We start from the raw sequence: 24,025 nt of genomic DNA on the forward strand, positions 1-24,025 counted from the left end.
ATCTGCCGAGGTTTGTTTTGTTTATATTCTAGTTATACGTTCATTAATCGTTTCAATTAACGCAGGTAGCTCTGCCATAGTTTCAATCGTATAATGAGCGCCAGTTTCTTCAAAAATGCATTTCGTTTTCGCTATCACTTGCTGTTGTTCTTCAGCAGTTAATGCTTGGAACTCTGCTTCAGAAAGTCCCATTTCTGAACTTCCAATAATAACACCAACAGCCCAAACACCTGCATTCAAGGCCTCCATTATATCTGAGGTTGTATCGCCAACCTTCACAACTTGCTTTGTTGCTTTTGACCCTAATGCCTCCATATTTTTAAAAATCATGAATGGGTATGGTCGTCCTTTATCCCCTACCTGTGTAGGTGTTACGAGAAAATCAGGTTGATAACCCTTGTCAGCTGCATGTCTTGTCACTACTTCCATCATGGAATCAGTATAGCCTGTCGTTGAGCCAATTCGAATTCCCGCTTCTCTCAATTGCTGTACGGTCGCTTTCACATGCTGGATAGGATCTGTATAAGTTGCCAACGATTCCATTAACTTTGTTTCGAACTGCTTGTATAATGCACTTACATTTTCTTCTGTAAAGGCTTGTCCATGCACACGTTGCCATTCATCAGCAATTCTTGGCATTTCTAGCATCGTACGGATATGGTCAATTTTCAGCATACCCATTGGTTTACGAGCCTCTTCCAGTGTAACTGTGACACCTGCATCTTCAAAAATCGTTAAAAAAACATTTACAGGGGCAAAGCAACCAAAATCTACCGCTGTCCCTGCCCAATCCAAAATAACCGTTTCAATTTTCATTCGTTTTCACCACCATATAATTTTCTATGACCTCACATAACGTCAGCATATCTTCCTCATGAATATCACCAATATTGCCAATACGGAATGTATCCACATCAGTCAACTTACCAGGATAGATGACAAAACCCTCTTTTTTCATTTCCTGATAAAAATGCTCAAAAGTAAACTCGTTGTGTGGGAATAAAAATGTTGTAATAATAGGTGATTGAAGCTCTTTTGAAACGTACGCTTCAAACCCAAGCACTGACAAACGAGAGCGAAGTATATGATTATTATGCGCATAGCGCTTATGGCGGGCATCGATTCCACCTTCATCGATTAACTCCTCAAGCGCCTTCGCAAAAGCTGCCACTACATGAGTAGGTGATGTGAAACGCCACTTTCCATCTTGCTTCATCACTTCCCATTGGCTATACAAGTCTAATGCTACGCTACGGGCTTGTCCTTTACATTTTTCTAAAGCTTTTGTGTTCGCGATAACAAATCCAAAACCTGGCACACCTTGAATACATTTATTGGCACTACTAATGCAAAAATCAATATGCAAATTGGATACATCCATCGGTACACCACCAAAGCTACTCATCGCATCCACGATAAACGTTTTATCGAATAAATGAACAACTTCTCCTATTTCTTTTATTGGATTTAAAATACCAGTAGTTGTCTCACAATGCACTACGGCTACATGTGTAATACTTGCATCTTTTTCAAGAAAAGCTTGAACTTCTAATGAGGATGGCTGTTCATCGTAAGGGACACTATAAACAACATGTTGTAACTTTAAAACGTTAGCCATTTCAACAATTCGCTCACCATAAGCACCATTTGTTAGAATTAGTACTTTATCGTTATCACCAATCGCAGTTGTTAGTACAGACTCTACGACAAAGCTTCCACTTCCTTGCATCAGCACCGTAGTATATTCAGGCTCCTCGACATGAGCTAACGCTAAAAGTTGCTTGCGAATCACTTGTGTCACATTTTTATAGTCGTCATCCCATGTACAACGATCTTTTAACATTTCCTGTTTTACCGCTTCAGTTGTTGTCAATGGTCCTGGTGTCAATAATTTATAGTTACTCATCTGCTATAACTCCTTATCGCTGCGCTTCTTTAAAGAAGGCTTGATGTTTTTCTAATAAATCAACCGTTAATGTTGTATCCCATTTTTTTAAATAAGCTGGAACATACTCATCCTTTACCTGTTCCCCTTCATATAGAGCTACAGGATATTGCTCCAATAAACCACTGCGAGCCTCCGTTGCGATCACCTTTGCCATTTCTTTAGCTAAAGCCTCATCACCTTCTTTATCCACAACAGCCACAGATTCCGTTAAAGTGAAGTTTCCTTCTGTCGGGTCAATATATTCAATTGGCAATCCTTCGTTTTTAGCATCAATCGCTTGAATACGTAAACCAAAGCCTGCAGCAACCTCACCAGTTTTCACCTTTTTGATAGGGCCAGAACCTGAGCTTTCAATATGTGGGCCAGCATTTTTAATTAAATCAGCTAACACCTTTTGTCCTTCATCGTCACCATATTCCTTTATAATGGCTTGTACTAAAAGCCAGCCTGTTGAGGAATCCATAATATTTGGGAAGGATACTAATTCCTTGTAAGCAGGGTCTGTCAAATCCTTAATCGATTTCGGTACTGCTAGCCCTTTTTGTTGCAATACCTCTGTATTAATAAAGATGGAGCCAACATTGCCTAAAATCGGCAGTGCATATGTAACTCCTCCATCAAGTGGCTTTAAGTCCGAAGAAATATCTACAAACATGGCTTTAGAGGTTTGAGCACTTTCTATAAAATAGGAAGCCATCGTGACAACATCTGCTTCAATATCTGTCCCTTCTGCCATCATTTTGCCACCTAACTCAGAAGTACCGAATGATTGGATTAAATACTTACCTTGATAGCCCTTATCATCTAATGTGGATTCCATTACTTCAATTGCTTCATCATCAGCATTTGAATAAATAATGACTTGCTCTTTGGAATCAGCTGCAGCCCCTCCACACGCAGCTAAAACAACCCCCGCTGCACTAATTGTCCCTAACATCATGCTTGTTGACTTGTTCATTTTGATATCTCCTCCGCTTTTTCTTTATGTGCTGTTATATAATCACAACCTAATTTCACAATGAGGTTTGTACATAAAATAAATATCGATAGTACAAAAATATCGGTGTACTTTGCGAAATGCTGAAGCTCTTTGATGCGTGTTGAGACAAGCATTGTCTTCGTGCTGACAAGGAAAATAACACCACTAACCGTGACCATAGCATTTAAAAAAAAGTAACTAAACATTTGATAAATCGTTGGTCTAATATTCGGCAAAATAATTCGTCTAACGGTTTTTAACCAAGAATCCTTTAATAGCTCAGCTGTCACTTCCCATGTAGGGTCCATCTTTTGTAATGAATTTTTCGCCATTAAATAAGGTGTCGTAAAAAAATGAACAATATTACATGCAACAATGATGAAAAATGTACCTTTTAATGAACTTCCATTAAAGAAAAACAAGTAGGACAATCCAAGCACCATTCCTGGTACTGTATTTGTAATCATGGAGGCTACATCTAAGCTTTTTCTTCCTTTTAACGGTGTCCGAACATTGAGTAGCGCTGACAGAAATGTAATGACCACGCCTAATATAGCCGTTAATACTGCCACGATAAGAGAATTGACATATACCTTTATTAAATCCTTCTCTGCTAGTACATTTTGAACATGCTCTAATGTAAAGCTGAAGTTATATGGATAGCCTTTCGTAAAAGGCACAATAAACATCGTTGCAAAAATGATGAATACGATCGTCACACAGACAAATGAATAAATAGTAAACAGCGTGTCACGCAGACGATGCTTTACAAGGTCACTTCGCCCACCTTGTTTATAGTGAAAATTGAAACGCTCTAAAATTGTTAATAGGGCAACACCAAGTACGGCAGGTACTAGCATTAACACTGATATCACTGCGCCACGCTCAAAATGGACAATGGAGCCTAACATCGCTTGATAAAGTTCAGTGGCAATCACTGTGTAATTTCCACCAACAGATGCGGGTATACCAAAATCTGTGAAGCTTAAAATAAACGTTAAAATAAAAGCACCACCAATCGTACCTAACATTGGACGGAATACAGTATGATAAAAGCGACGAAGTGAATGATCATGCATTAACATGGACACCAGTAAAAATCGTTTGTCGATATATTGCATGGAGTTTTGCATTAAAATAAAAGCGACTGGCAATGTATATAAAACGTAACCAAGCACCAAACCGTTGTACCCGTAAATTGTAAAAAGGGGTTGCCCCACTAATTTCGTTAGAATTCCTTGATTACCAAATGTATAAATCAGCACAAAACCATAGGTGATGGTTGGCAGAAGCATGGGCAAAGTAATGCCTATTTGCACAAGCTTTTTCGCATGGCGATGCATCGTTGTAAAATGAACAGCATAGGCCAATAAAAAAGCTAAAATGGTTGTAATCACTGAGGCTACAAAAGAAACTTTAAAGCTATTGATAAAGGCTTCTCGAATTTCGATATTTTGTAAAGCATCTATATAATTTTGAATGGTCACCACATTTCCTATTTTGAAAGACTGCCAAAACATATAAAGTAATGGCACAATTAAAAAGAATAGGAAAAAAATAAGAATCGGTAGAAAAATCAATTTCATCATTTTATTCGTTTTAAGCATATGTTTCTCCAAACAGTTGATAGATGTTATGTCGCTTAATATGAAGCTGCCTTAAAATAAAATCCTCAATAAATTGATTTTTTGGTGCTGTTACTATTTCATGAGGTGTACCAAATTGAGCAACTGTTCCCTCATTAATAATCATGACTTTATCAGATAATGTGAGGGCTTCTTCTGGATCATGTGTCACGATAATGGTTGTCAATTTAAATTCACGGGCAATGGATTTAATACGCTCCTTGATGGATTCCTTAATGACGCCATCTAATGCACTTAGTGGCTCATCTAACAATAGTATTTTAGGCTGCATCACAAGTGTCCTCGCAATGGAAACTCGTTGTTTTTGCCCACCAGATAATTCGTGAATCTTTTTCTGCAGATGAGGTGTTAGCTCTAAAAAATCGATATATTCTTGTATCTCCTCTTTCGACATTTGCACGTTCTTATTTTTCAAACCATAAACGATATTGTCGTATGCATTTAAATGAGGAAATAACGCAAAATCCTGAAACACAATATTAAAACCTCTTTCTTGCATCGACTGCTTGGATATATCTTGTCCATTGTAGACAAGCTGTCCAGCCGTGGAATCTACAAGCCCTAAGATGATATTGAGCAAGGTGGTTTTACCACAACCACTTGGCCCTAGTAACGAAATGATTTCACCTGATTCGATGGTTACATTGATATCTACTAAAACCTTCTTATTTTTATAGCTTTTTGCGATATTTTTTAGCTCTAACAAATTGGTCACCTCTCTCAGTTCTTAGCTTTAGTATAGTGACCATTTGTAAAGGAAAATGCATTTTCGTGTAAATGTTGAGTAAATTCTGACTAAGTGTTGACAAAGTTATGATTATTTTGAGTAAATATCTAGTAGAGGTGATAACATGTATATGATAGAAAGACAACATCAAATTTTGCAGTATGTAAGACAACATAAGGTTGTTAAGTTAGTAACACTCACAAAAGAATTTAATGTTTCGATGGAAACAATTCGCCGCGATGTCCAACAGCTGATGCATGATAAGAAAATTGAAAAGTTTTATGGGGGTATTAAATATATTGAGCCTGTTGAGGGAATAATCGATCAAAGACTTCATGAGCAGTTAGCAGAGAAAATCGCCATTGCCAAAGCTTGTGCCTCACTCGTGGAAAATGGGGAGTGTATTTTTGTCGATAGTGGAACCACTACCTATCAAATGACCCCCTTTTTATTGAACAAGGAAAAATTAACAGTAGTAACAAACTCACTACCTATAGCATTTGATCTAATCGGCTCTAATATTGAGGTTATACTAATCGGTGGTAAAGTTCGTCATTCCGAAAAATCAGTGACATCGAATGAGTTTTTATTCCGCTTTGAACATTTGAATATCAATAAAGCGTTTATATGTGCTAGTGGCGTTTCCATTGAAAAAGGTATTTCTGATTTTAGTTTGGATGAGGCAATTACTAGAAAACAAATTATCTCTATCTCCCAAACAGTTTACGTTGCTACAGATTCCTCCAAATTTAATAAGGATGTAGCGATTCAAGTTTGTCCTTTGACTGACATAGATGTCATTATCACAGACAATGCACTTTCTAAAAAGACGATTCAGCATTTTTCCGATAAAAGCATTCAAATAAAAGTCGTCAACATTGAGGAAAACTAGTCATAATAAAAAAACAACTAGTTGAAATTTTTCCAACTAGTTGCTTTTTTTATATAATTGCTAGCTTGCGCATGATTTTTGCAAGACCATCCTCATCTACATGGTCGGCAATATGATGTGCCACCGCCTTCACTCTCTCATGACCATTCCCCATGGCAACACTTGTCCCAACAGCTTGCAGCATTTCAATATCGTTTATACCATCTCCAAAAGCAAAAGCATCTTGTAAAGTGATGCCCATTCTTTCTAGCACCTTTTCGATACCAGCAGCCTTTGAGCCACCTTTTGGTAAAATATCACAAGAATAGCGATGCCATCGTATGAATTGAACATTTGGGAATGTCTCACAATATAAAGATTCATCTTTTTCTTCCATAAAAATAAGTGTTTGATATACATTGTTCTGCATATAATAAGAAGAGTCTAATGCTGGATATGGATATTTCAGTGTATCTAAGCTCTCAGCTACCATATGATGATCGTTAATAGAGGCAATCATACGTTTATCATCTAAAAATACTACTGGTTCATTACGAGCCTCACCAAAGGCAATGATTTTTGCTAGTTCTTCCTTTTCAATGCCATTTGTATAGACAACTTCACCCTTGTATACAACATATTGTCCATTGAAAGTAACATACGTATCAATTTCTAATTCTTCTAGTAGTGACTCAATCATAAACGGAGCTCGTCCTGTTGCAATTGCCAGTTCATAGCCATTTCGACGTGCTGCCAAAAGCGCCTCTTTTGCAGATGCAGGTAATTTTTTTTCACTGTTATAAAGCGTACCATCTACATCAAAAAACAAAATTTTGTTCATTTTATTAACCATTTCCATAAATAGCATCCTTTCAAGGTAAATGACTTTACATAGACAATAATTTTTATTATAATGATCCTAAGGAGTGATGTGCCATGCTGAAGAAACTAAAACGGAAATTGTTGAAGCAACTTCGTGGCGTACTCGGAAAAAAATCAATTGCCTAACATTTGCCCTTCATTATTTGAAGGGCTTTTCTTTATTTTAGAGGAACTGCGTGATAATATAAAGGAAATGCATTTATTTGGCTATACGCAACCACTGTCTCACTACTTCCTATATAAATTTAAAACATAGTGCACAGCTGAAGCTTTGAGATACAAGAATTACAAACGTACATTTCTTTATGAAGGCTTTATGAAGGAAATTCGTTGTTTTCTTGTAGCACGTGTGTGGTAGTAGTCAAAGGTGCAAGAAAATTGTACGCAATTAAAGGAGAGCAAACTATGATTTACAAAGTTTATTATCAAGAAAATGCAAATGAGATTCCAGTTCGCGAAAACACTAAAAGTCTATACCTTGAAGCTGCTTCAGAACGCGAAGTACGTCAAAAGCTAAAAGACCGTAACTACAACATCGAGTTCGTTCAACTGCTTGAAGGTAACTATTTAGAGTACGAACAAGCAAGCCCGAACTTCGTCTTGGAGGAAATTTAACAAACATGAAGTTTGTTAAAAATGACCAAGCAGCTGTTTTCGCGCTCGGCGGACTGGGCGAAATCGGCAAAAACACTTACGGCGTTCAATTTCAAGATGAAATCATTTTAATTGACGCTGGCATTAAATTTCCAGAAGATGATTTACTCGGCATTGACTATGTTATTCCTGATTATACGTACTTAGTACGTAATGTCGACAAAATTAAAGGACTGTTTATTACACATGGACACGAGGACCATATCGGTGGTATTCCCTACCTTTTACGTCAAGTAAATGTCCCTGTCTATGGTGGTAAGCTTGCACTTGGCTTATTACGTAATAAATTAGAAGAACATGGCTTGCTACGTACAACAAAGCTAATCGAAATTAAAGAAGAGGATGTTATTAAATTTAGAAAAACATCTGTGAGCTTCTTTAGAACAACACACAGTATCCCTGATGCATATGGTGTTGTTGTGAAAACACCACCTGGTAATATCGTTCACACAGGTGACTTTAAATTTGATTTTACACCAGTGGGTGAGCCAGCCAACTTAACGAAGATGGCTGAAATTGGACGTGATGGCGTGCTTTGCTTACTATCAGATAGTACCAACGCTGAAAAGCCTAATTTCACAATGTCAGAGCGTACAGTTGGAAAGAGTATCGATGAGATTTTCCGTAAAGTGGATAGTCGTATTATTTTTGCTACATTTGCGTCAAATATTCACCGATTACAGCAAGCCACAGATGCTGCCATAAAATACGGAAGAAAAATTGCTGTCTTTGGTCGCTCCATGGACAATGCTATTACCATTGGTCGTGAGCTTGGCTATATTACCGCTCCAAAGGATACATTTATCGATGCTCAAAGTATCAACCGACTTCCTGCAAACGAAGTGATGATTTTATGTACAGGCTCTCAAGGTGAACCAATGGCAGCCCTATCACGCATTGCCAATGGTACGCACCGTCAGATTCAAATACAACCTGGCGATACGGTTATCTTTTCTTCTTCCCCAGTACCAGGTAATACTGTGAGTGTTAATAAAATTATCAATTTATTGTTCCGCGCAGGTGCAGAAGTCATTCACGGCGCTTTAAACAATATCCATACATCTGGTCACGGCTCACAAGAAGAACAAAAACTGATGCTTCGTTTAATGAAGCCTAAATTCTTTATGCCTATCCATGGTGAATTCCGTATGTTAAAAATGCATACACATCTAGCAGAAGATTGCGATGTTCCACTCGACAATACATTTGTGATGGAAAACGGTGATGTGTTGGCATTAAGTGCCAATGAAGCGCATGTTGCCGGTCGTATCCCTTCTGGAGATGTTTATATTGATGGTAATGGTATTGGCGACATCGGCAATATCGTATTACGTGATCGTCGCATCCTTTCTGAAGAAGGTCTGGTCATTGTAGTAGTTAGTGTAGATATGGAAAACCAAAAAATCGTTTCAGGTCCTGACATCATTTCACGTGGCTTTGTCTATATGCGTGAATCAGGTACGATGATTAACGAGGCACAGAAAATGCTAAATCGTCATCTGAATGCAACGATTCAAGGCAAAACACCTCAATGGACAGAATTGAAAAATGAAATAACTGATGTTTTAGGGCCGTATCTATTCGAAAAGACAAAACGTCGACCAATGATTCTACCGATTATTATGGAGGTTTAACCTCTTGTGAAGAAGCTATGTAAAGTTTACATAGCTTCTTTTTTATTTTTGAAATATTGAAACCTCCTTTTTTATTTTTACGTATATAGTTATAACAACATCTAAAGGAGCGTTTTTTATGCTAGATAAAATTCTTCATTCCTTGCTCAATGGTAAATCCAAACGTCGTTATTCTTCATCGAGTAGCCGTCGCAAGTATTCTAAACGACATAATTATTATGGTCATAAGCATTATAAACGTGGCTCTCGTAAAAGCTCACGTAGTCTTTTCAGCTCAATGAGTTTCTTTAGCAGTTAATGTGGTGGAAGCGACTATCCGAAAAAGGCTTCGATCAGGCTGTAGCACATTACATTGGCAAACATCCCAACTTCTCTTTTAAAAAATTGCTTGGCTATGGTGCATATGGTCGTGCATATTTGATTGAGGATTGTTCATCAAAGCTATTTGTCTTAAAATGCTTGCGTCCCAAACACCGTCACCACAAGAAAACCATCCAAAAATTTAAACAAGAAATACACATACTCCAACAAGTTTCACTGCCCTATGTTCCTACCATCCATTCAACAGGAACGATTCAAGAAAGTCCATTTTTTATTATGGACTATGTCAATGGGCAAACTTTTGAACAACTGATTTTTGAGGATGGTGCCAAGTTTACAGTTGTTCAATCACTTGCCATTACAAAGCAACTTTTAGAACAAATTATTGAATTACACAATCATGGTATTGTTCATCGCGATTTACGTATTCCTAATATATTGCTAGTCCATCAACAATTGCATATTATTGACTTTGGTCTCGCTACCACTTATCAGAAGCACATCGACCTCTCTGCTATTGAAAATCCTAAACGAGCAGAAAATCATATTAGCGATTTATATTTTGTCGGTCATTTTTTATTATTTTTACTGTACTCAAACTACAAGCCAAGCAAACGAAAAGAGCAAGCCTGGCAGCAAGAATTGAAATTACCGATTGAAGTCAAAGATTTTCTTGAACGGCTATTATGGATTCAAGACCCTTTTAATAGTGCGTTAGAGGCTTGGCAATCTGTCCCCTCACTCACCCACTAAAAAATAGAATTGTTCACCTACATAACGTGAACAATTCTATCCAGTAGTTTAAATATTAAAGTATTTTGCGCTTACATAAGCAATCCAATGATAGGCTGTGTCTTGACGTAGATTTTCTATTAGCCCTTTAATGATGGCTTTACTGTAAGTAGGATTTTCTATTTCTTGTCTCAATAGCATAAGGGATTCTTTTACAATAGGATCCTCAGTAGGATCAATATTTTGCTCCAATAATTGTAGTAAAGCATCTTTTGAAACATCTTGTTCACAAGGTTTTGCAATAAATGGCACAAGATCTGCTGTAATAAAAGGAATGGTTGTATGGTGTGCAATAATATCTGTCTTCTCTGCTAAAGATTTTGCCAACTGCTCTAAATCTAGTGGCATATCTGAAAAAATAAAAAGCTCAGCATAACTCTTCATAAATCCTTTTATACAATACATCACATCATATTTCGTTTCTTGTAATTTATCCTGATAAAGTTGTTCAAGCATATAGATGATTGATTTCGACATTTCTGCTTCATACGCTGTTATTTTATGAAATAGCTCTTTTTTTGTTAGAAAGACCTTTTCGTTAAAGAACACACGAGCAGATGTAGAATGTGCTTTGAATGCTTGAAAGATGCTTTTATAAAATTCAACCAATACGGTTTCTTTACTATAGGTTCCTCTGACTACTTGGTCAATATCTGTAATGAACTGCTGTAAATAGTAATCCACCATTGAAATAACGAGCTCATCTTTTGTTTTGAAGGATAAATAAAATGCACCTTTAGAAATTCCACAGCGTTCTGTAATTTGTTGAACTGACGTAGCTTCAAAACCCTGTTCAGAAAATAGTTCTATCGCTTTCTCCATAATTAATTGCTTTTTTAACATATTTTTAAATCTCTCCTAATGCATTTCGTTGACAAATGACCGATTAGTCATTAGTATAAATAATTGAATTTAGATAGTCAATAAAGGGTAGGTGTGAAGGTGAAAGGTTTAGTTAATTTCGTATTAAAAAACAAATTGGCAGTTTGGTTACTAACAATTATCATCACTGTCTCTGGTATTTATTCCGGTACAAGAATGAAAATGGAATCAATACCCGATATTTCAATCCCATATTTAATTGTCATGGGAGTATATCCTGGCGCAACGCCTGAACAAGTAATGAATGAGCTTTCCATTCCATTTGAAAAATCCATAGAAAGCTTAGAAGATGTGAAAGCTGTTTACTCAACATCCTCTTCCAACGTAGCACAAGTTCAAGTAGAATACGACTACGGAATTGATATGGATGAGAAGAAACGTCAATTAGAAGCAGCTTTAGATAATCTTAAACTACCTGAAGGTGCTCAAGAGCCTACTATTATGGCGATTAGCATGAACATGATGCCAGTAGTTGCTTTATCTGTAAGTAGCTCTAAGGAAGATATTGTAGACTTAACTTCTACAGTAGAAGACGTGTTACTTCCAAAAATTGAAAAAATTGATGGTGTTGCCTCTGCGACCATCACAGGTCAGCACATTGAACAAGTATCATTTAAATATGATGAAGAAAAAATGACTGCACTTGGTTTAACGGAGGATACAGTTAAACAAATGATTCAGGCAAGTGATATGTCACTGTCACTTGGTTTATATCAGTTTACTGTTGGCGAACAGGCTGTTTCAGTAGATGGTAAAGTACAATCTGTTGATGAGCTAAAAGATTTATTAATTCCAGTTACACCTTCAGCTACAAATCCTTCACCTTTCGTTCGTCTAGGTGATATTGCTAAAATTGAAGTAGAAGGTAAAGTACAATCTGTTTCACGTACAAATGGGCAAGATGCCATCGCCATTCAAATCGTGAAAGGTCAGGATGCGAATACGGTAACAGTTGTTAATGCAGTAAAAGACCTTATTAAAGATGAAGAAAAACGATTAGACGGCTTAAATGTAGATATTTCCCTTGACCAAGGAGCCCCAATTGAAGATTCTGTATTTACAATGATCGAAAAAGCAGTATTTGGTGGCGCTATTGCAGTCTTAATCATTTTACTATTCCTACGCGATTTCAAATCAACTATTATTTCAATTATTTCTATCCCAGTTTCTGTCTTCATGGCATTACTGCTATTAAACTGGATGGATATCACACTCAACATTATGACACTTGGAGCGATTACCGTCGCAATTGGGCGTGTGATCGATGACTCGATCGTAGTTGTTGAAAACATTTATCGACGCATTCACTTAAAACAAGAAAAACTTACGGGTCGTGCCCTAATTCGTGAAGCAACGATTGAAATGTTTAAACCAATTCTTTCGTCTACATTAGTAACGGTAGCGGTATTTGCTCCACTAATTTTCGTAGGTGGTATGGTAGGCGAATTATTCATGCCATTCGCCCTAACAATGACATTTGCACTAGGTGCATCACTATTAGTAGCTATCACCATCGTACCTGCATTATCTCACTTCTTATTCCGTAAAAAATTATACGGTGAGAAAACAGAAAGCCAACATAAAGAAGTTGGGAAACTTGCTACTTGGTACAGAGGTATTTTAGAAAAAACATTAAATCACAAAATTATTACTTCTATCATTGCGATTGCCCTACTTGCTGGTTCTCTTGCATTAACACCACTTATTGGCTTTAGTTTCATGGGATCACAAGAAGAAAAAGTAATGTACTTAACGTATACTCCTTCAACTGGAGAGCTAGCTGATGAAACGGCAGCGAATGTTGAAAAAGTAGAAAAAGAATTAATGAAGCGTAAAGACGTTAATATTTTACAAGTTTCCATAACGGATGCAAATAATGTTGATCCATCAGCAATGATGATGGGTGGAGGCGCTGGTGGTGCCTTAATGTACCTTATCTTTGATCCAGATATGGAAGACTTCCCTAAAGCTCGTGAAGAAGTAGAAGACTATGTATTCAACATCGGTCAATCAGGAGAATGGAAGTCTCAAAACTTCTCTTCTATGTCTATGTCTTCAAACGAAGTCAGCTACACATTATATAGTGATGACTTAGATAAACTTCGAGATGCTGTGAAACAAGTAGAAGGTGTCCTAAAAGAAGTGGATGGCTTAGAAGATATTAAATCTGATAACGAAGATCCATACGTAGAGCATGTACTAAAAGTAGAACAAAAAAATGTCCTACAATATGGTTTAACAACAGCTCAAATCGTGATGGCATTAAATTCGAATACAACAAAAGAAGTATTAACTACCGTTAAAAATGATGGTAAAGATATTGATGTGATCGTTCAACGTGATGCTAAAGCAGCTGCTACTTCCTTAGATGATGTCTTAGCTACTGAAATTAAAACGGCTTTAGGCACAACCATGACAATCGGTGAATTAGTTGATGTCGAGGAAGGTACGACACTTAACTCGTTATCTCGTTCAAAAGGTGAATACTTTGCAACTGTATCTGGTACGATTATCGGAGACGATATTTCAAAAGCCACTTCTGCTGCTGATAAGAAAATTGATAAATTAGATTTACCAAAAGGTGTTACAACTGGTGTTGCGGGTGTTGCTGCCGATATGCAAGAAACATTCACTAAGCTTGGTATTGCTATGTTAGCGGCAATTGCCATTGTTTACTTCATCTTAGTAGTAACATTTGGAGAAGGTTTAGCTCCATTCGCTATTCTATTCTCCCTACCATTCGCCGTAATTGGAGCATTTATTGGTTTATTCGTTACAGGTCAAACTATTTCTGTATCTGTAATGATGGGTCTGTTGATGTTGATTGGTATCGTCGTAACCAATGCCATCGTATTAGTCGACCGCATCATTCATATGGAACATGATGGTCTTGCCATGCGTGAAGCGATCCTCGAAGCAGGAGCAACACGTTTACGTCCAATCCTAATGACAGCCATTGCCACAATCGGGGCAATGATTCCAATGGCACTTGGTTCTGGTGGCAGTGGTTTAATTTCGAAAGACTTAGCTATTACTGTAATTGGTGGTTTACTATCTTCAACACTATTAACATTAGTTGTTGTACCAATTGTCTATGAAATGCTGTCTAAAATGTTAAAGAAAAACCGTAAAGATATTGAAGAAAATTAATAAAAAACAGCTACTCATGCAGTTATATTGCATGAGTAGCTGTTTTTTTATCATAAGCTATTTACTGATTATCTTTCACCACAAAAACTTCCTTGCTTTCCACACCTGCAGCAGATACAGCCGTAATGCCGTATGTGTAGCTTTGCTTAGCAAGAGCTGTCTTGTCCACAAATTCAGTGATGCCATCCATATTATAAACAACATCCACTATATTTTGAGGATCATTATAAGAACCCTCTTTGTTCCCTGCAAAACGATAAATGACATACTTACGTGGTTGTGTTTCATTTTCGTCTATAATGTCAATTTTGCGACCAGTCGCTCCCTTTGTCACTTGTACAAAAGTCGGCTTATTCGGCCTAGTGTCATCATCCCAAGTTGTACCTGGTGTCAGTGCTGTATAATTATATAGTTGTTGATTAACAATCGTTGCATAGCCCAGTTTATTGTTTTGAATACTTTTTAAGGAGAAGTGCATTTGCCCTTTGGCTGCTACCTTTTCCGAACGATTCGCTAGTATTTGACTTGGTAATTCCATTTTGTTTTTCCATGCTGCATCACTGTCATTGCCAACCTTGTAATCAGCAAGTCCAATGTATAGATGAACAGGGTGTGTTTTTGCATATGTTTGTACCTCATGGCTCCACCAATCTAGCAATGTCCCATATTTCGCAACAGCTAATGTTCTTGACCAATAAATTTGTGGTGTAATGTAATCAATCGTGCCATTTTGAATCCATGTTCTGACGTCTGCATATAAATCATCGTAATTATTGACACCAGCTCGCGTATCGCTTCCTGTTTTGTCCAGTGATTTATTGCGCCATACGCCAAATGGAGAAATACCAAATTGAACATATGGTTTTGTATCTTTAATGGCTGTGTATAGATTTTCTACAAGTTGGTTGACATTATCTCGTCGCCAATCTTCCACCTTTTTAAAGGAACCACCATATTTTTTAAAAGCTGCTTGATCTGGAAAGACTTCATTTGCAATTTTATATGGATAAAAATAATCATCCATATGGACTGCATCAATATCGTAATTGGCTACTAGCTCTCTTACTGTTTCCACTAAATAGTCTTGTACTTCTGGTAAACCAGGATTTAAATAATATTGTTTGCCATATTTGACAACCCAGTTTGGATGGGTTCTTGCCACATTATCGGCAGCAAGGTCTGTTAGTTTTTGTCCAGACATTGTTACACGATAAGGATTCATCCAGGCATGCAGCTCCATCCCTCGTTTATGTGCTTCCTCTACCATAATTGCAAGAGGATCGTAACCAGGATTTGTACCTTGCTTTTTCCCTGTTATGTAGGATGACCATGGCGCTAGCTCAGACGCATACATTGCATCATTTGTTGGCCTTACTTGATAAATAACTGTATTCAATTTGCTGGCTTTTAATTGATCCAATGTTTGGCGTGTCCAAGCTGTATACTGCTCCTTAGTCATACCCGCTTTCATATCAATATTAAGAACCGTTGAAATCCAGACAGCCCGCATTTCCCTTTTCGGCTGTGTCGTGCTTGCCATCGCTGTCTTTTCAGGAATTGTCGATAGGCATAACACAAAAATCATCGCGACAAAAGTGATAAGTTTCCATTTACTATTATTCTTTCTCATATTTCCTCCATTTGCTATTTTTCTATTTTAGTATATGATAGGTTCTCGCTAAATGCACGTCTCCAAAGATACTTCACTGGATGAATGAAATAATGCGGTCATAAGTATTTCCGTCTATTTAAGAAGAAGCAGCTTAAAATCTATAAATTAATAGCACTATTAAATGATACTTTTTGTTGTCATTCATTTTATCAAATACTTTAGTTGATTCTAAAATCTGTATAATCAAAACAAAAAAACAGCCAAGAGAGCGGTGAAATGCTTTTCTCGGCAATTTGTTATTTTACTATCATTTCCCTTGTTATTAGCTCTGGTCCTAAAATGTTAAGGTGTTTGATTCGTTCTTTACGCGCAGATAAACTTTATGCTACAATCAACACAACTTATATAGAACGGAGGGTATTCCTAATGACAGCTTCAATCAGACTACGATTTCACATTATTAACTAAATATGTGTACACTTTGCCTGCTGTGCAAGGGAAATGGGATTAGTCTAGTCTGTTTTAGGAATACAGGAAGAGAGGGGACTGCAACACCCCCTCTTTTTTGTTGTCTTTCAACTTTCCACACAGGCACTACTGTTAGAAAGGGATGACGAATTTGGATCATTGGAAACGCAATACGATACTTTTTTTAAGCAGTCAAACCATTTCACTTTTTGGCTCTGCTCTAGTGCAATATGCCATTACATGGTATATCACACTTACAACGCAATCAGGCATCATGATGACCATTGCGATTATTTGCGGTTTTGTACCGACCTTCTTCTTAGCACCAATTGCTGGTGTTTGGGCAGATCGCTACAATCGTAAATGGCTTATTATTTTGGCAGATGGCATGATTGCCTTATCCACGTTAATTTTAGCTATTTTATTTTTAACTGGCTATGATGAGCTCTGGCTATTATTTGTTATATCAGCGGTACGTGCAGTTGGTGCAGGTATTCAAACACCTGCTGTAGGCGCTATTTTACCTCAATTTGTGCCTGAAGAGCATTTAATGAAGGTTAATGGGATAAACAGCAGTATTCAAGCTTTTATCATGATTCTTGCACCCATGGCAAGTGGGGCATTATTAACGATGGCTTCAATCGAATCCATTTTCTTTATTGATGTGACGACAGCTGCTATTGCCATCACCATCTTCTTATTATTTCTGCATATTCCTGCACATGCCAAAGCGAATCAGCCACAGACAACAAGCTATTTTAGTGATATGAAACAAGGCTTCATCTACATTAAAGAGCATGCTTTCTTAAAACAATTATTCTTGTTCTTTGCCTTTTTCATGTTGCTCGCTGCACCTGCTGCCTTTTTAACACCTTTGCAAGTTACACGTAGCTTTGGCGATGATGTATGGCGTTTGACTGCCATCGAAATGGCCTTTGCCATTGGTATGTTAATCGGTGGTATTGCCATCGCGACATGGGGTGGCTTTAAAAATAAAGTGCATACCATGACATTATCTGCTTTATTATTTGGTCTTTGTACAATGGCTCTTGGAATTATTCCTGTTTTTTGGCTGTATCTCGTGATAATGGCTGTTACAGGAATAGCTATGCCAATCTTTAATACACCCGCAACGGTGTTATTACAAGAAAAAGTAGAAAGTGATTATATGGGGCGAGTATTTGGTATTCTTAGCATGATTTCTACCTCTATGATGCCTTTAGGTATGCTTATTTTTGGTCCAATAGCTGATATAATTGCCATCGAATGGCTACTAATAGGGACAGGAATATTACTTTTCATTCAAGGATTTTTCTTACTTGGAAGTAAAGTCTTGTTAGCTGCTGGTAAGCCAACAAACGATTAGTCCACATATCACCTAAAACTAATATGTTTAAACTCTAGTAAAAAAGTGAAAGCTTATAGTAAGAGGTGATAATGAATGACTGAAAAAAAACAAGCGAAAACTCGTTATACAAACAACCCTGATGTACTGGATACAGATAAAAAAAGCATTTTCGATCAACACGAGGATATGAAAACAGTCGATCCAATACCTGTTGAAGAACTGAATGAAAAAGTGAAAGACGAACAACATAAATCCAACACAAAGGATTCCTCAGCTACTGCTAAACGTTATCCATAAAGTGAAGCTAGCAGGATTTTTCACCAGACAGCTTTTAAGGATATTAAGATAAAAAGTCGACCCAATGTATTAGGAAATTGGGTCGACTTTTTCATATAGTAATTTAAAGAGGGAAATAAATGAAACATGCAATACCTATTTTGAAAACGGAAAGGCTACTTTTAAGACCTATTGCTCCACTAAATTTAGAGGCCATGTATGATTACACTTCTCGCGAAAATGTGGCACGCTATGTGACGTGGCAGGCCCATACAAGTTTAGAGGATACTAAAGCTTTTATAAAACGAATATTAAATGGCTATCAGCAAGGTAATCTCCTACTTTTGGGCATCGAAGTACACTAATTGGTACAATCGATTTTGTTACGATTAGCAACACACATCAATATGCAGAAATTGGTTATGTACTTTCGGAGGATTATTGGAATAAAGGATTCACTACAGAAGCAACAAAAAAAACTGATTGACTTTGGCTTTAAGGAAATAAATTTAGTACGTATTCAAGCGCGATGTTTTGAAGAAAATATAGCCTCTTAAAAGGTTATGGAGAAATCAGGCATGCAATTTGAAGGAATTTTACGCAAAAGTATGTTTGTTAAAGGAAAATACCAAAATGTGAAAATGTACGTCATCACTGATGATGATTATAGAAATCTTTAGCAAACAAAGCCTTGCTCCATATGCAAGACTTTATCATTACAACCATTTTTCTACACAATATATCTTTTTAGCTGTTGCATCTAGCTTTACTCGTTTCCCTATCGCTATTGGATGCATAGGATGTGTATGGCAAATATCCACCTCTGCTAATAGAGGTATCTCTATTCCATCCAACTGTTCAAGTAGAATATCATAGGGTTGTCTGCCCGTTCCTAAATCATCATAGCATTCATGTTTGCCCAAAATAATGCCCCTTACTTTATTAAAGACACCATGCAATTTCAGCATAGCAAAATTCTTTTCAACAATAGCAGCATTTTTTAAGCAGTCCTCCACTAATAAAATGTCACCTTCCAAAATTTCAGGGAAATAAGGCGTGCCAATAAAACCGTACATTGCATTTACATTGCCGCCAATTAACCTACCTTCTACAACCCCTTCCTGAATTGTTAACCATTCATTTTTCTTGAGCTTTTTATCGACCGTCTTCTCGAGCCAGTTAACAGGTTCATCTGACCAGTAAGAGGGCATTGGCATTTCATAAGGTAGTGCTTGCGGTTTAAAGAAATAATCCTCAAAAAACTTGAAGGTGTCATTTACTAATGGTTCAAACTCGCCAAAAGAAGGGACAAACGCTGGACCATAAAAAGTTGCTATACCTGTCTTTGCATAAAGAGCAAGTAAAATGGCTGTTGCATCCGAATAACCTACGACTATTTTGGGCTGTTGACGAAACGCCTCATAATCAATGTAGGGCAGCATACTATTGGCATTTGTCCCTCCGATTGTAGACATAATGATATCCACATCTGGATTGCGTAGTAATTCATTTAATTCTTCCGCACGTTCCTTTGGTGAACCAGAGCGATAATAATCTGATTTGCCAGTAAGAGAACCTGTTACGATTTGAAGGTTTTTCTCTTCTAGAAACAATTTGGCACGTTCATAACGTTTCAACGCCGTCACCGTTGCTGGTGAGGATGGTGAATAAATGCCGATATTGATCTGTGTCGTCATACGTACATTCCTCTCCCTATCAAATTATAATAGCTTTGACATATAATATTCATTGATATATTGACCATCTACATATAAGGAATTTCGCTTTATTCCCTCTATGTCAAATCCCATTTTCTTATATAAAGCAATTCCAGCCTCATTATTTTCCATAACGGTTAACTCTAAACGATGGATACCATTAACTTTTGCCCAATCCTCTACATGATTAAATAATGCCGTCCCTATTTTCCTTCCTCGATAGTCACTATGTATGCCTATTACAAGATAAGCACGGTGAGCAATTCTAGATGGTTCATTGCCCTGTAAAATTAAATAAGCAACAATCTTTTGTTCCATTTCCGCCACGAATAAAGCTGAATGGTGACTATGATATAGCTTTTCAATATAGCTTCCAAATTGCTCGGGCTCTAATTTTCGCTCACCTGGGCCAAATAGCATAAGATTGGATGCCTCTGCATTTGTCATAACAGCTATAATCTGTGTACTATCCTTGCGTGTTGCTTCTCGTATTAGCATGTAAAGTTCCTCTCTCTTTAAAATTTAGTAATCTGCATTATTCGTTCTTAATGATGGCATGCTGAGTAAAATATATTTTGATTCGTTCATTTGATGCAAAATATAGTCAGCGATAAATGAAGGGATTTGCCGCGAAAATCCACCTGCTGATTGTGCAATAATTTATCTTGACTCTTTATGGTTTTTCTTTATTTCGTACAGGGCTTGTTCATGACCAAATCTTTCTAACACCTGTACTTTGTGCATCCCTAACTTTTCGAGTAAGTGACAAGATGCCTTATTAGCAGTTTGTGTTTCTGCCACAATCGATGATATATCTAAATAATTCAGGCCCTCCTCCATCACCGCTGTAAGGACTTCAAAAGCTAGCCCCTTTCCCCAATACTGTGGTAAAAATTGATAGGAAAGCTCATATAACTCTTTATCATGGTATTCATCGATAGAAACAAGACCAATAAATTCACCTGTCGTCTTTAATGATATATATAAATATGTATTAGGAAATGGTGCTGCTAGCATGTCTTTAAAGGATGCCTCTATATAGCTGTCCTGTGGTACACCTCCAAGATAGGTTCTAACTTGTTCATTGGAGTAAAGCATATGTATAGCTTTGTAATGTTCTGGTTGTAATGGCTCTATCACACAGTTACTTGTTATAAACTGCATTTTTCTACCTCCTTCTTTATGCAAAGTGTAATTCAACCATCAGACAGAAATCAAACATTTTTTCCAAATATTACTTTCCACTTTTATAAAAAAAGTAGTGACCAGCCCTTATTGCTGAATCACTACTTGCGTTATTGTCCGAATTGTTCGAGTAACCGTTGTGTATTGGTTGATTGTTCGAGGGCTTTTTTCTCATTGGCCCAATAAACCAAATATTGTGTATCGCCAACGGTGAAGACCATTTGTTGCAATTCTTCATCAAGCTCAGAACGAATGGCTACCTCTAAAATTTCCACCTCATAAAGAGGCTTTTCTTTCATTTTATAAACAATATGATAAGCTGGCTCTTCTTCAAAAATTGTTCTTTCCTTTTTAGAAAGATCTCTTACATGACTTAATGGATGTTTCTCTATAAAGTCTTTTGCTTCATCTCCTGTAGCTTGCAATAAAGATTGGTCCCCTTGCAATAATTCAATTGCATCGATTTCTGTGGCATGATCTAAAATTAAGGAGATTGCCTCATCTTCATTTTTTTCTCGATATTGCATGATAAAAGCACCAATTAGTAAAACAGCGGCAAAAATAACAAGTCTCCATCTTCGTTTAGTCATTTGCCATTACCCATTCAATGCCTTTTTAACAAAGCGATTTATATCAACGTCAGCACCTATCACAAGCATAATATCTCCTAGTAAAATCTTATCACTTGCTTGTGGAGACACGATAATATCAGCTCCACGCTTGATTCCTACAATGTTAATGCCATATTTTGCTCGAATATCTAAATCCATAATGGAGTATCCTGCAATCGCGTCATTTGCCTTTAACTCCATAATTGAATGTTCATCCGAAAGCTCTAAATAATCTAGCACTGTATTAGATAACATATTATTAGCAATACGAATCCCCATATCTCGCTCAGGATGGACGACAAAATCTGCACCAATTTTACGTAAAACTTTTTCATGATAGTCATTTTGAGCCTTTACTGTAATTTGCTCAACACCAATTTCCTTTAAAATAATCGTTGTTAATATACTCGCCTGAATATCTTCACCAATTGCTACAATAACATGCTCAAAATTACGGATACCTAATGAATTCAGTACCGATTCATCAGTTGAATCTGCAATGACAGCCTGGGTAGCAATGGAGGCAAATTCATCTACACGCTCTGAAGAATGGTCAATTGCCATCACCTGTGCACCCTGACTCATTAATTCACGAACAATACTTCCTCCAAAACGTCCAAGCCCTATGACCGCAAACTCTTTTTTCATCATAAAAAATCCCTCCGAAAACTACTATACCATCATTGTAGCTTATTCTTTATCATATGTATTGTTAAAACAAGAGTCTATTCGTCAATGTTGGATAACAAAAAAGACGAGGATCTTGATCCCCGTCTAAACTTCTTTTTATTATTCAGCGTTACGCATCTCATCTAGCACGCGATTGACACGCTTTTCTAGCATTTTCATGCCACTTCCTCCAGCTTGCATATGACGCAGCTGACCATCTTTATCAAACACAAAATATGCTGGTACATATTGGTTTTCAAAAGCATCTGTTAGTTTCATTTCACTATCTACAAAGATTGGTTGCACAATATCATGTTCTGCTGCTACTGCTTTGATTGTATCTAAATCAGTGTCTGCCTCAGAACGCGGCATATGTACTGCTACAACATTTAATTCATCTTTAAATTGATCACGGAAATTGTTGACGTCCGGCATTGCTTCTTTACATAAATGACAGCTTACTGACCAAAAGTGGATTAATGTTGGTTTCTCGCCTACTAATTCAGCTTTTGTTACTTCCCCATTTAACCAAGTCGTTGCACCTACTAGCTCAGGCATTTGTTCACGAAGTTTCATAAAAATCCTCCTCTAATATATAGGTTGTTTTCAACTAGTTCGATAACAATTGAAAACCCTTCTCAAAAACAAAAATTCAGTTAAAAGTCCCCACAAACTTGTCGTGGGGACTCTTAATTTGTTCCATAATGACTCGACTCTATTTAGATTATAGAGTTGCTTGACCTGGACGCCAGTTTGCTGGGCAAAGACCACCAGTTTGAAGTGCTTGAAGTACACGTAACGTTTCATCAACATCACGGCCGATGTTGTTATCGAATACTGTTTGGTATTTTAATTCGCCTTCTGGGTTGATGATGAATAGACCACGTAATGCGATACCTTCTTCTTCAATTAAAACACCATATTCTTTCGAAACTTGGTGGTTTGTATCTGCAGCTAATGGGTATTTTAATTCACCAAGACCATTTTGAGTGCGGTCTGTGTTAATCCATGCTAAGTGAGTGTGGATTGTGTCTGTAGAAACACCGATTACTTCTGCATCTAAGTCTTCGAACTCGTCATAACGATCACTCATCGCAGTGATTTCAGTTGGACATACAAATGTGAAATCCATTGGATAGAAGAAAAGAACTGTCCATTTGTCTTGTGCTTTAATATCTTCTAATGATACTTTACCAAATGATTTGTCTGAAAGTACTGCTTCCATTGTAAAGTCAGGTGCTTGTTTACCTACCATGCGTTCTGCCATAATAAATCCCTCCGAATAAATATGTAGTTTATATATTCCATTCGCACAAGCGAACTCATCTTCTACGATAGCAGAGTAACCGCAGTTTTTCAAACAAGTAAACTCCGCTCGTTTGTACGTTTGAAGTGGCATGACAAGAAATCGTCAAATCCACAAATGAAATGACTGCTACAGCCTATTTATTCACTATTTTTAACAAAAATATTCTACCCTATACAAAATTTTTCTCCATTTTCTTTATGCCTGTTTTTTTAACATTTTATAGCTATTTTTTTCACGAAAAATGATTGCAAAAAAAAAATTATTATGTATAATTGTAATGGTTTTAGTAAACTAAAAGTTTCGTTAAAGTAAACTTCGTATTTCAAAAGTTTATGATTGCTAA

Annotated in this window: 25 protein-coding genes; 10 read left to right on the plus strand and 15 right to left on the minus strand. The window is 37.0% G+C overall.

Features of this window, described 5'->3' with window-relative positions:
• Window positions 1-21: 21 nt before the first annotated feature.
• From phnX to MHI34_RS02810, 5 genes are read right to left on the minus strand one after another with little or no spacing between them, the layout of a single operon-like run.
• The gene (phnX, locus tag MHI34_RS02790; protein WP_036125486.1) at window positions 22-816 is read right to left on the minus strand and encodes a phosphonoacetaldehyde hydrolase; all 795 of its coding nucleotides are present in this window, start codon (window positions 814-816) and stop codon (window positions 22-24) included.
• Window positions 806-1,906: a 2-aminoethylphosphonate--pyruvate transaminase gene (locus MHI34_RS02795; RefSeq protein WP_271912469.1), complete on the minus strand. Its 1,101-nt coding sequence runs from the start codon at window positions 1,904-1,906 to the stop codon at window positions 806-808. The genes phnX and MHI34_RS02795 overlap by 11 nt, the downstream gene beginning before the upstream one ends.
• 13 nt (window positions 1,907-1,919) lie before the next feature.
• Window positions 1,920-2,906, minus strand: coding sequence for an extracellular solute-binding protein (locus MHI34_RS02800; RefSeq protein ID WP_342504075.1), 987 nt, complete (start codon window positions 2,904-2,906; stop codon window positions 1,920-1,922).
• Window positions 2,903-4,534, minus strand: coding sequence for an ABC transporter permease subunit (locus MHI34_RS02805; RefSeq protein WP_342504076.1), 1,632 nt, complete (start codon window positions 4,532-4,534; stop codon window positions 2,903-2,905). Before MHI34_RS02805 ends, MHI34_RS02800 begins: the two co-directional genes overlap by 4 nt.
• Window positions 4,527-5,279: an ABC transporter ATP-binding protein gene (locus MHI34_RS02810; RefSeq protein WP_036125494.1), complete on the minus strand. Its 753-nt coding sequence runs from the start codon at window positions 5,277-5,279 to the stop codon at window positions 4,527-4,529. The genes MHI34_RS02805 and MHI34_RS02810 overlap by 8 nt, the downstream gene beginning before the upstream one ends.
• A 145-nt stretch (window positions 5,280-5,424) precedes the next feature.
• Here MHI34_RS02810 and MHI34_RS02815 point away from each other — a divergent pair, with 145 nt between their 5' ends.
• A complete protein-coding gene (locus tag MHI34_RS02815; protein ID WP_244504794.1) occupies window positions 5,425-6,192 on the plus strand; it encodes a DeoR/GlpR family DNA-binding transcription regulator in 768 nt (255 codons plus the stop codon).
• Window positions 6,193-6,241: 49 nt separating this feature from the next.
• Here the strand turns inward: MHI34_RS02815 and MHI34_RS02820 are convergent, their stop codons facing one another.
• The gene (locus MHI34_RS02820) at window positions 6,242-7,012 is read right to left on the minus strand and encodes a Cof-type HAD-IIB family hydrolase (protein ID WP_089932152.1); all 771 of its coding nucleotides are present in this window, start codon (window positions 7,010-7,012) and stop codon (window positions 6,242-6,244) included.
• Window positions 7,013-7,458: 446 nt separating this feature from the next.
• Between MHI34_RS02820 and MHI34_RS02825 the strand changes: the two genes are divergently transcribed.
• The 4 genes from MHI34_RS02825 to MHI34_RS02840 all read left to right on the plus strand — a co-directional run bounded on the left by MHI34_RS02825 (window position 7,459) and on the right by MHI34_RS02840 (window position 10,415).
• Window positions 7,459-7,668: a DNA-directed RNA polymerase subunit epsilon gene (locus tag MHI34_RS02825; protein ID WP_012293082.1), complete on the plus strand. Its 210-nt coding sequence runs from the start codon at window positions 7,459-7,461 to the stop codon at window positions 7,666-7,668.
• A 5-nt stretch (window positions 7,669-7,673) separates the two neighbouring features.
• Entirely contained in the window at window positions 7,674-9,341 is a 1,668-nt protein-coding gene (locus MHI34_RS02830; protein WP_036125500.1) for a ribonuclease J, read from the plus strand.
• 118 nt (window positions 9,342-9,459) lie between these two features.
• Complete coding sequence (locus MHI34_RS02835) at window positions 9,460-9,639, plus strand: hypothetical protein (protein WP_101966408.1); 180 nt, start codon at window positions 9,460-9,462, stop codon at window positions 9,637-9,639.
• Entirely contained in the window at window positions 9,639-10,415 is a 777-nt protein-coding gene (locus MHI34_RS02840; RefSeq protein WP_340812618.1) for a protein kinase, read from the plus strand. The genes MHI34_RS02835 and MHI34_RS02840 overlap by 1 nt, the downstream gene beginning before the upstream one ends.
• A gap of 48 nt (window positions 10,416-10,463) precedes the next feature.
• On the opposite strand, the gene MHI34_RS02845 is transcribed toward MHI34_RS02840, so the two are convergent.
• A complete protein-coding gene (locus tag MHI34_RS02845; RefSeq protein ID WP_036125506.1) occupies window positions 10,464-11,297 on the minus strand; it encodes a TetR/AcrR family transcriptional regulator in 834 nt (277 codons plus the stop codon).
• Between the two features lie 99 nt (window positions 11,298-11,396).
• On the opposite strand from MHI34_RS02845, the gene MHI34_RS02850 reads away from it, so the two are divergent.
• Window positions 11,397-14,486, plus strand: coding sequence for an efflux RND transporter permease subunit (locus MHI34_RS02850; RefSeq protein WP_342504077.1), 3,090 nt, complete (start codon window positions 11,397-11,399; stop codon window positions 14,484-14,486).
• 61 nt (window positions 14,487-14,547) lie between these two features.
• Here MHI34_RS02850 and MHI34_RS02855 read toward each other — a convergent pair whose 3' ends face one another.
• A complete protein-coding gene (locus MHI34_RS02855) occupies window positions 14,548-16,116 on the minus strand; it encodes a family 10 glycosylhydrolase (RefSeq protein WP_036125511.1) in 1,569 nt (522 codons plus the stop codon).
• A 592-nt stretch (window positions 16,117-16,708) separates the two neighbouring features.
• On the opposite strand from MHI34_RS02855, the gene MHI34_RS02860 reads away from it, so the two are divergent.
• The 4 genes from MHI34_RS02860 (at window position 16,709) to MHI34_RS02875 (ending at window position 18,677) form a co-directional block, all read left to right on the plus strand.
• Entirely contained in the window at window positions 16,709-17,932 is a 1,224-nt protein-coding gene (locus MHI34_RS02860) for an MFS transporter (RefSeq protein WP_036125512.1), read from the plus strand.
• A gap of 75 nt (window positions 17,933-18,007) precedes the next feature.
• Window positions 18,008-18,211, plus strand: a complete 204-nt coding sequence (locus MHI34_RS02865; RefSeq protein ID WP_036125515.1) for a hypothetical protein — start codon at window positions 18,008-18,010, stop codon at window positions 18,209-18,211.
• Window positions 18,212-18,330: 119 nt separating this feature from the next.
• The gene (locus MHI34_RS02870; RefSeq protein WP_342504078.1) at window positions 18,331-18,555 is read left to right on the plus strand and encodes a GNAT family N-acetyltransferase; all 225 of its coding nucleotides are present in this window, start codon (window positions 18,331-18,333) and stop codon (window positions 18,553-18,555) included.
• A gap of 23 nt (window positions 18,556-18,578) precedes the next feature.
• Window positions 18,579-18,677, plus strand: a complete 99-nt coding sequence (locus MHI34_RS02875; RefSeq protein ID WP_308221980.1) for a GNAT family N-acetyltransferase — start codon at window positions 18,579-18,581, stop codon at window positions 18,675-18,677.
• A gap of 229 nt (window positions 18,678-18,906) precedes the next feature.
• Here MHI34_RS02875 and MHI34_RS02880 read toward each other — a convergent pair whose 3' ends face one another.
• The 7 genes from MHI34_RS02880 to MHI34_RS02910 all read right to left on the minus strand — a co-directional run bounded on the left by MHI34_RS02880 (window position 18,907) and on the right by MHI34_RS02910 (window position 23,640).
• Complete coding sequence (locus MHI34_RS02880) at window positions 18,907-19,887, minus strand: S66 peptidase family protein (protein WP_330493434.1); 981 nt, start codon at window positions 19,885-19,887, stop codon at window positions 18,907-18,909.
• A gap of 24 nt (window positions 19,888-19,911) precedes the next feature.
• Entirely contained in the window at window positions 19,912-20,406 is a 495-nt protein-coding gene (locus MHI34_RS02885; RefSeq protein WP_058843512.1) for a GNAT family N-acetyltransferase, read from the minus strand.
• A 162-nt stretch (window positions 20,407-20,568) separates the two neighbouring features.
• On the minus strand, window positions 20,569-21,072 hold the full coding sequence (locus tag MHI34_RS02890) for a GNAT family N-acetyltransferase (RefSeq protein ID WP_342504079.1): 504 nt from the start codon (window positions 21,070-21,072) through the stop codon (window positions 20,569-20,571).
• Between the two features lie 131 nt (window positions 21,073-21,203).
• Window positions 21,204-21,683: a hypothetical protein gene (locus MHI34_RS02895; RefSeq protein ID WP_089931904.1), complete on the minus strand. Its 480-nt coding sequence runs from the start codon at window positions 21,681-21,683 to the stop codon at window positions 21,204-21,206.
• Window positions 21,684-21,689: 6 nt separating this feature from the next.
• Window positions 21,690-22,352, minus strand: coding sequence for a TrkA family potassium uptake protein (locus MHI34_RS02900; protein WP_004224679.1), 663 nt, complete (start codon window positions 22,350-22,352; stop codon window positions 21,690-21,692).
• Between the two features lie 141 nt (window positions 22,353-22,493).
• Window positions 22,494-22,949, minus strand: a complete 456-nt coding sequence (locus MHI34_RS02905; RefSeq protein WP_036125531.1) for a TlpA disulfide reductase family protein — start codon at window positions 22,947-22,949, stop codon at window positions 22,494-22,496.
• A 148-nt stretch (window positions 22,950-23,097) separates the two neighbouring features.
• On the minus strand, window positions 23,098-23,640 hold the full coding sequence (locus MHI34_RS02910; RefSeq protein WP_004224676.1) for a peroxiredoxin: 543 nt from the start codon (window positions 23,638-23,640) through the stop codon (window positions 23,098-23,100).
• Between the last annotated feature and the right edge of the window lie 385 nt (window positions 23,641-24,025).

The sequence above is a fragment of the Lysinibacillus sp. FSL L8-0126 genome (genome assembly GCF_038630385.1).
GTDB lineage: Bacteria > Bacillota > Bacilli > Bacillales_A > Planococcaceae > Lysinibacillus > Lysinibacillus fusiformis_D.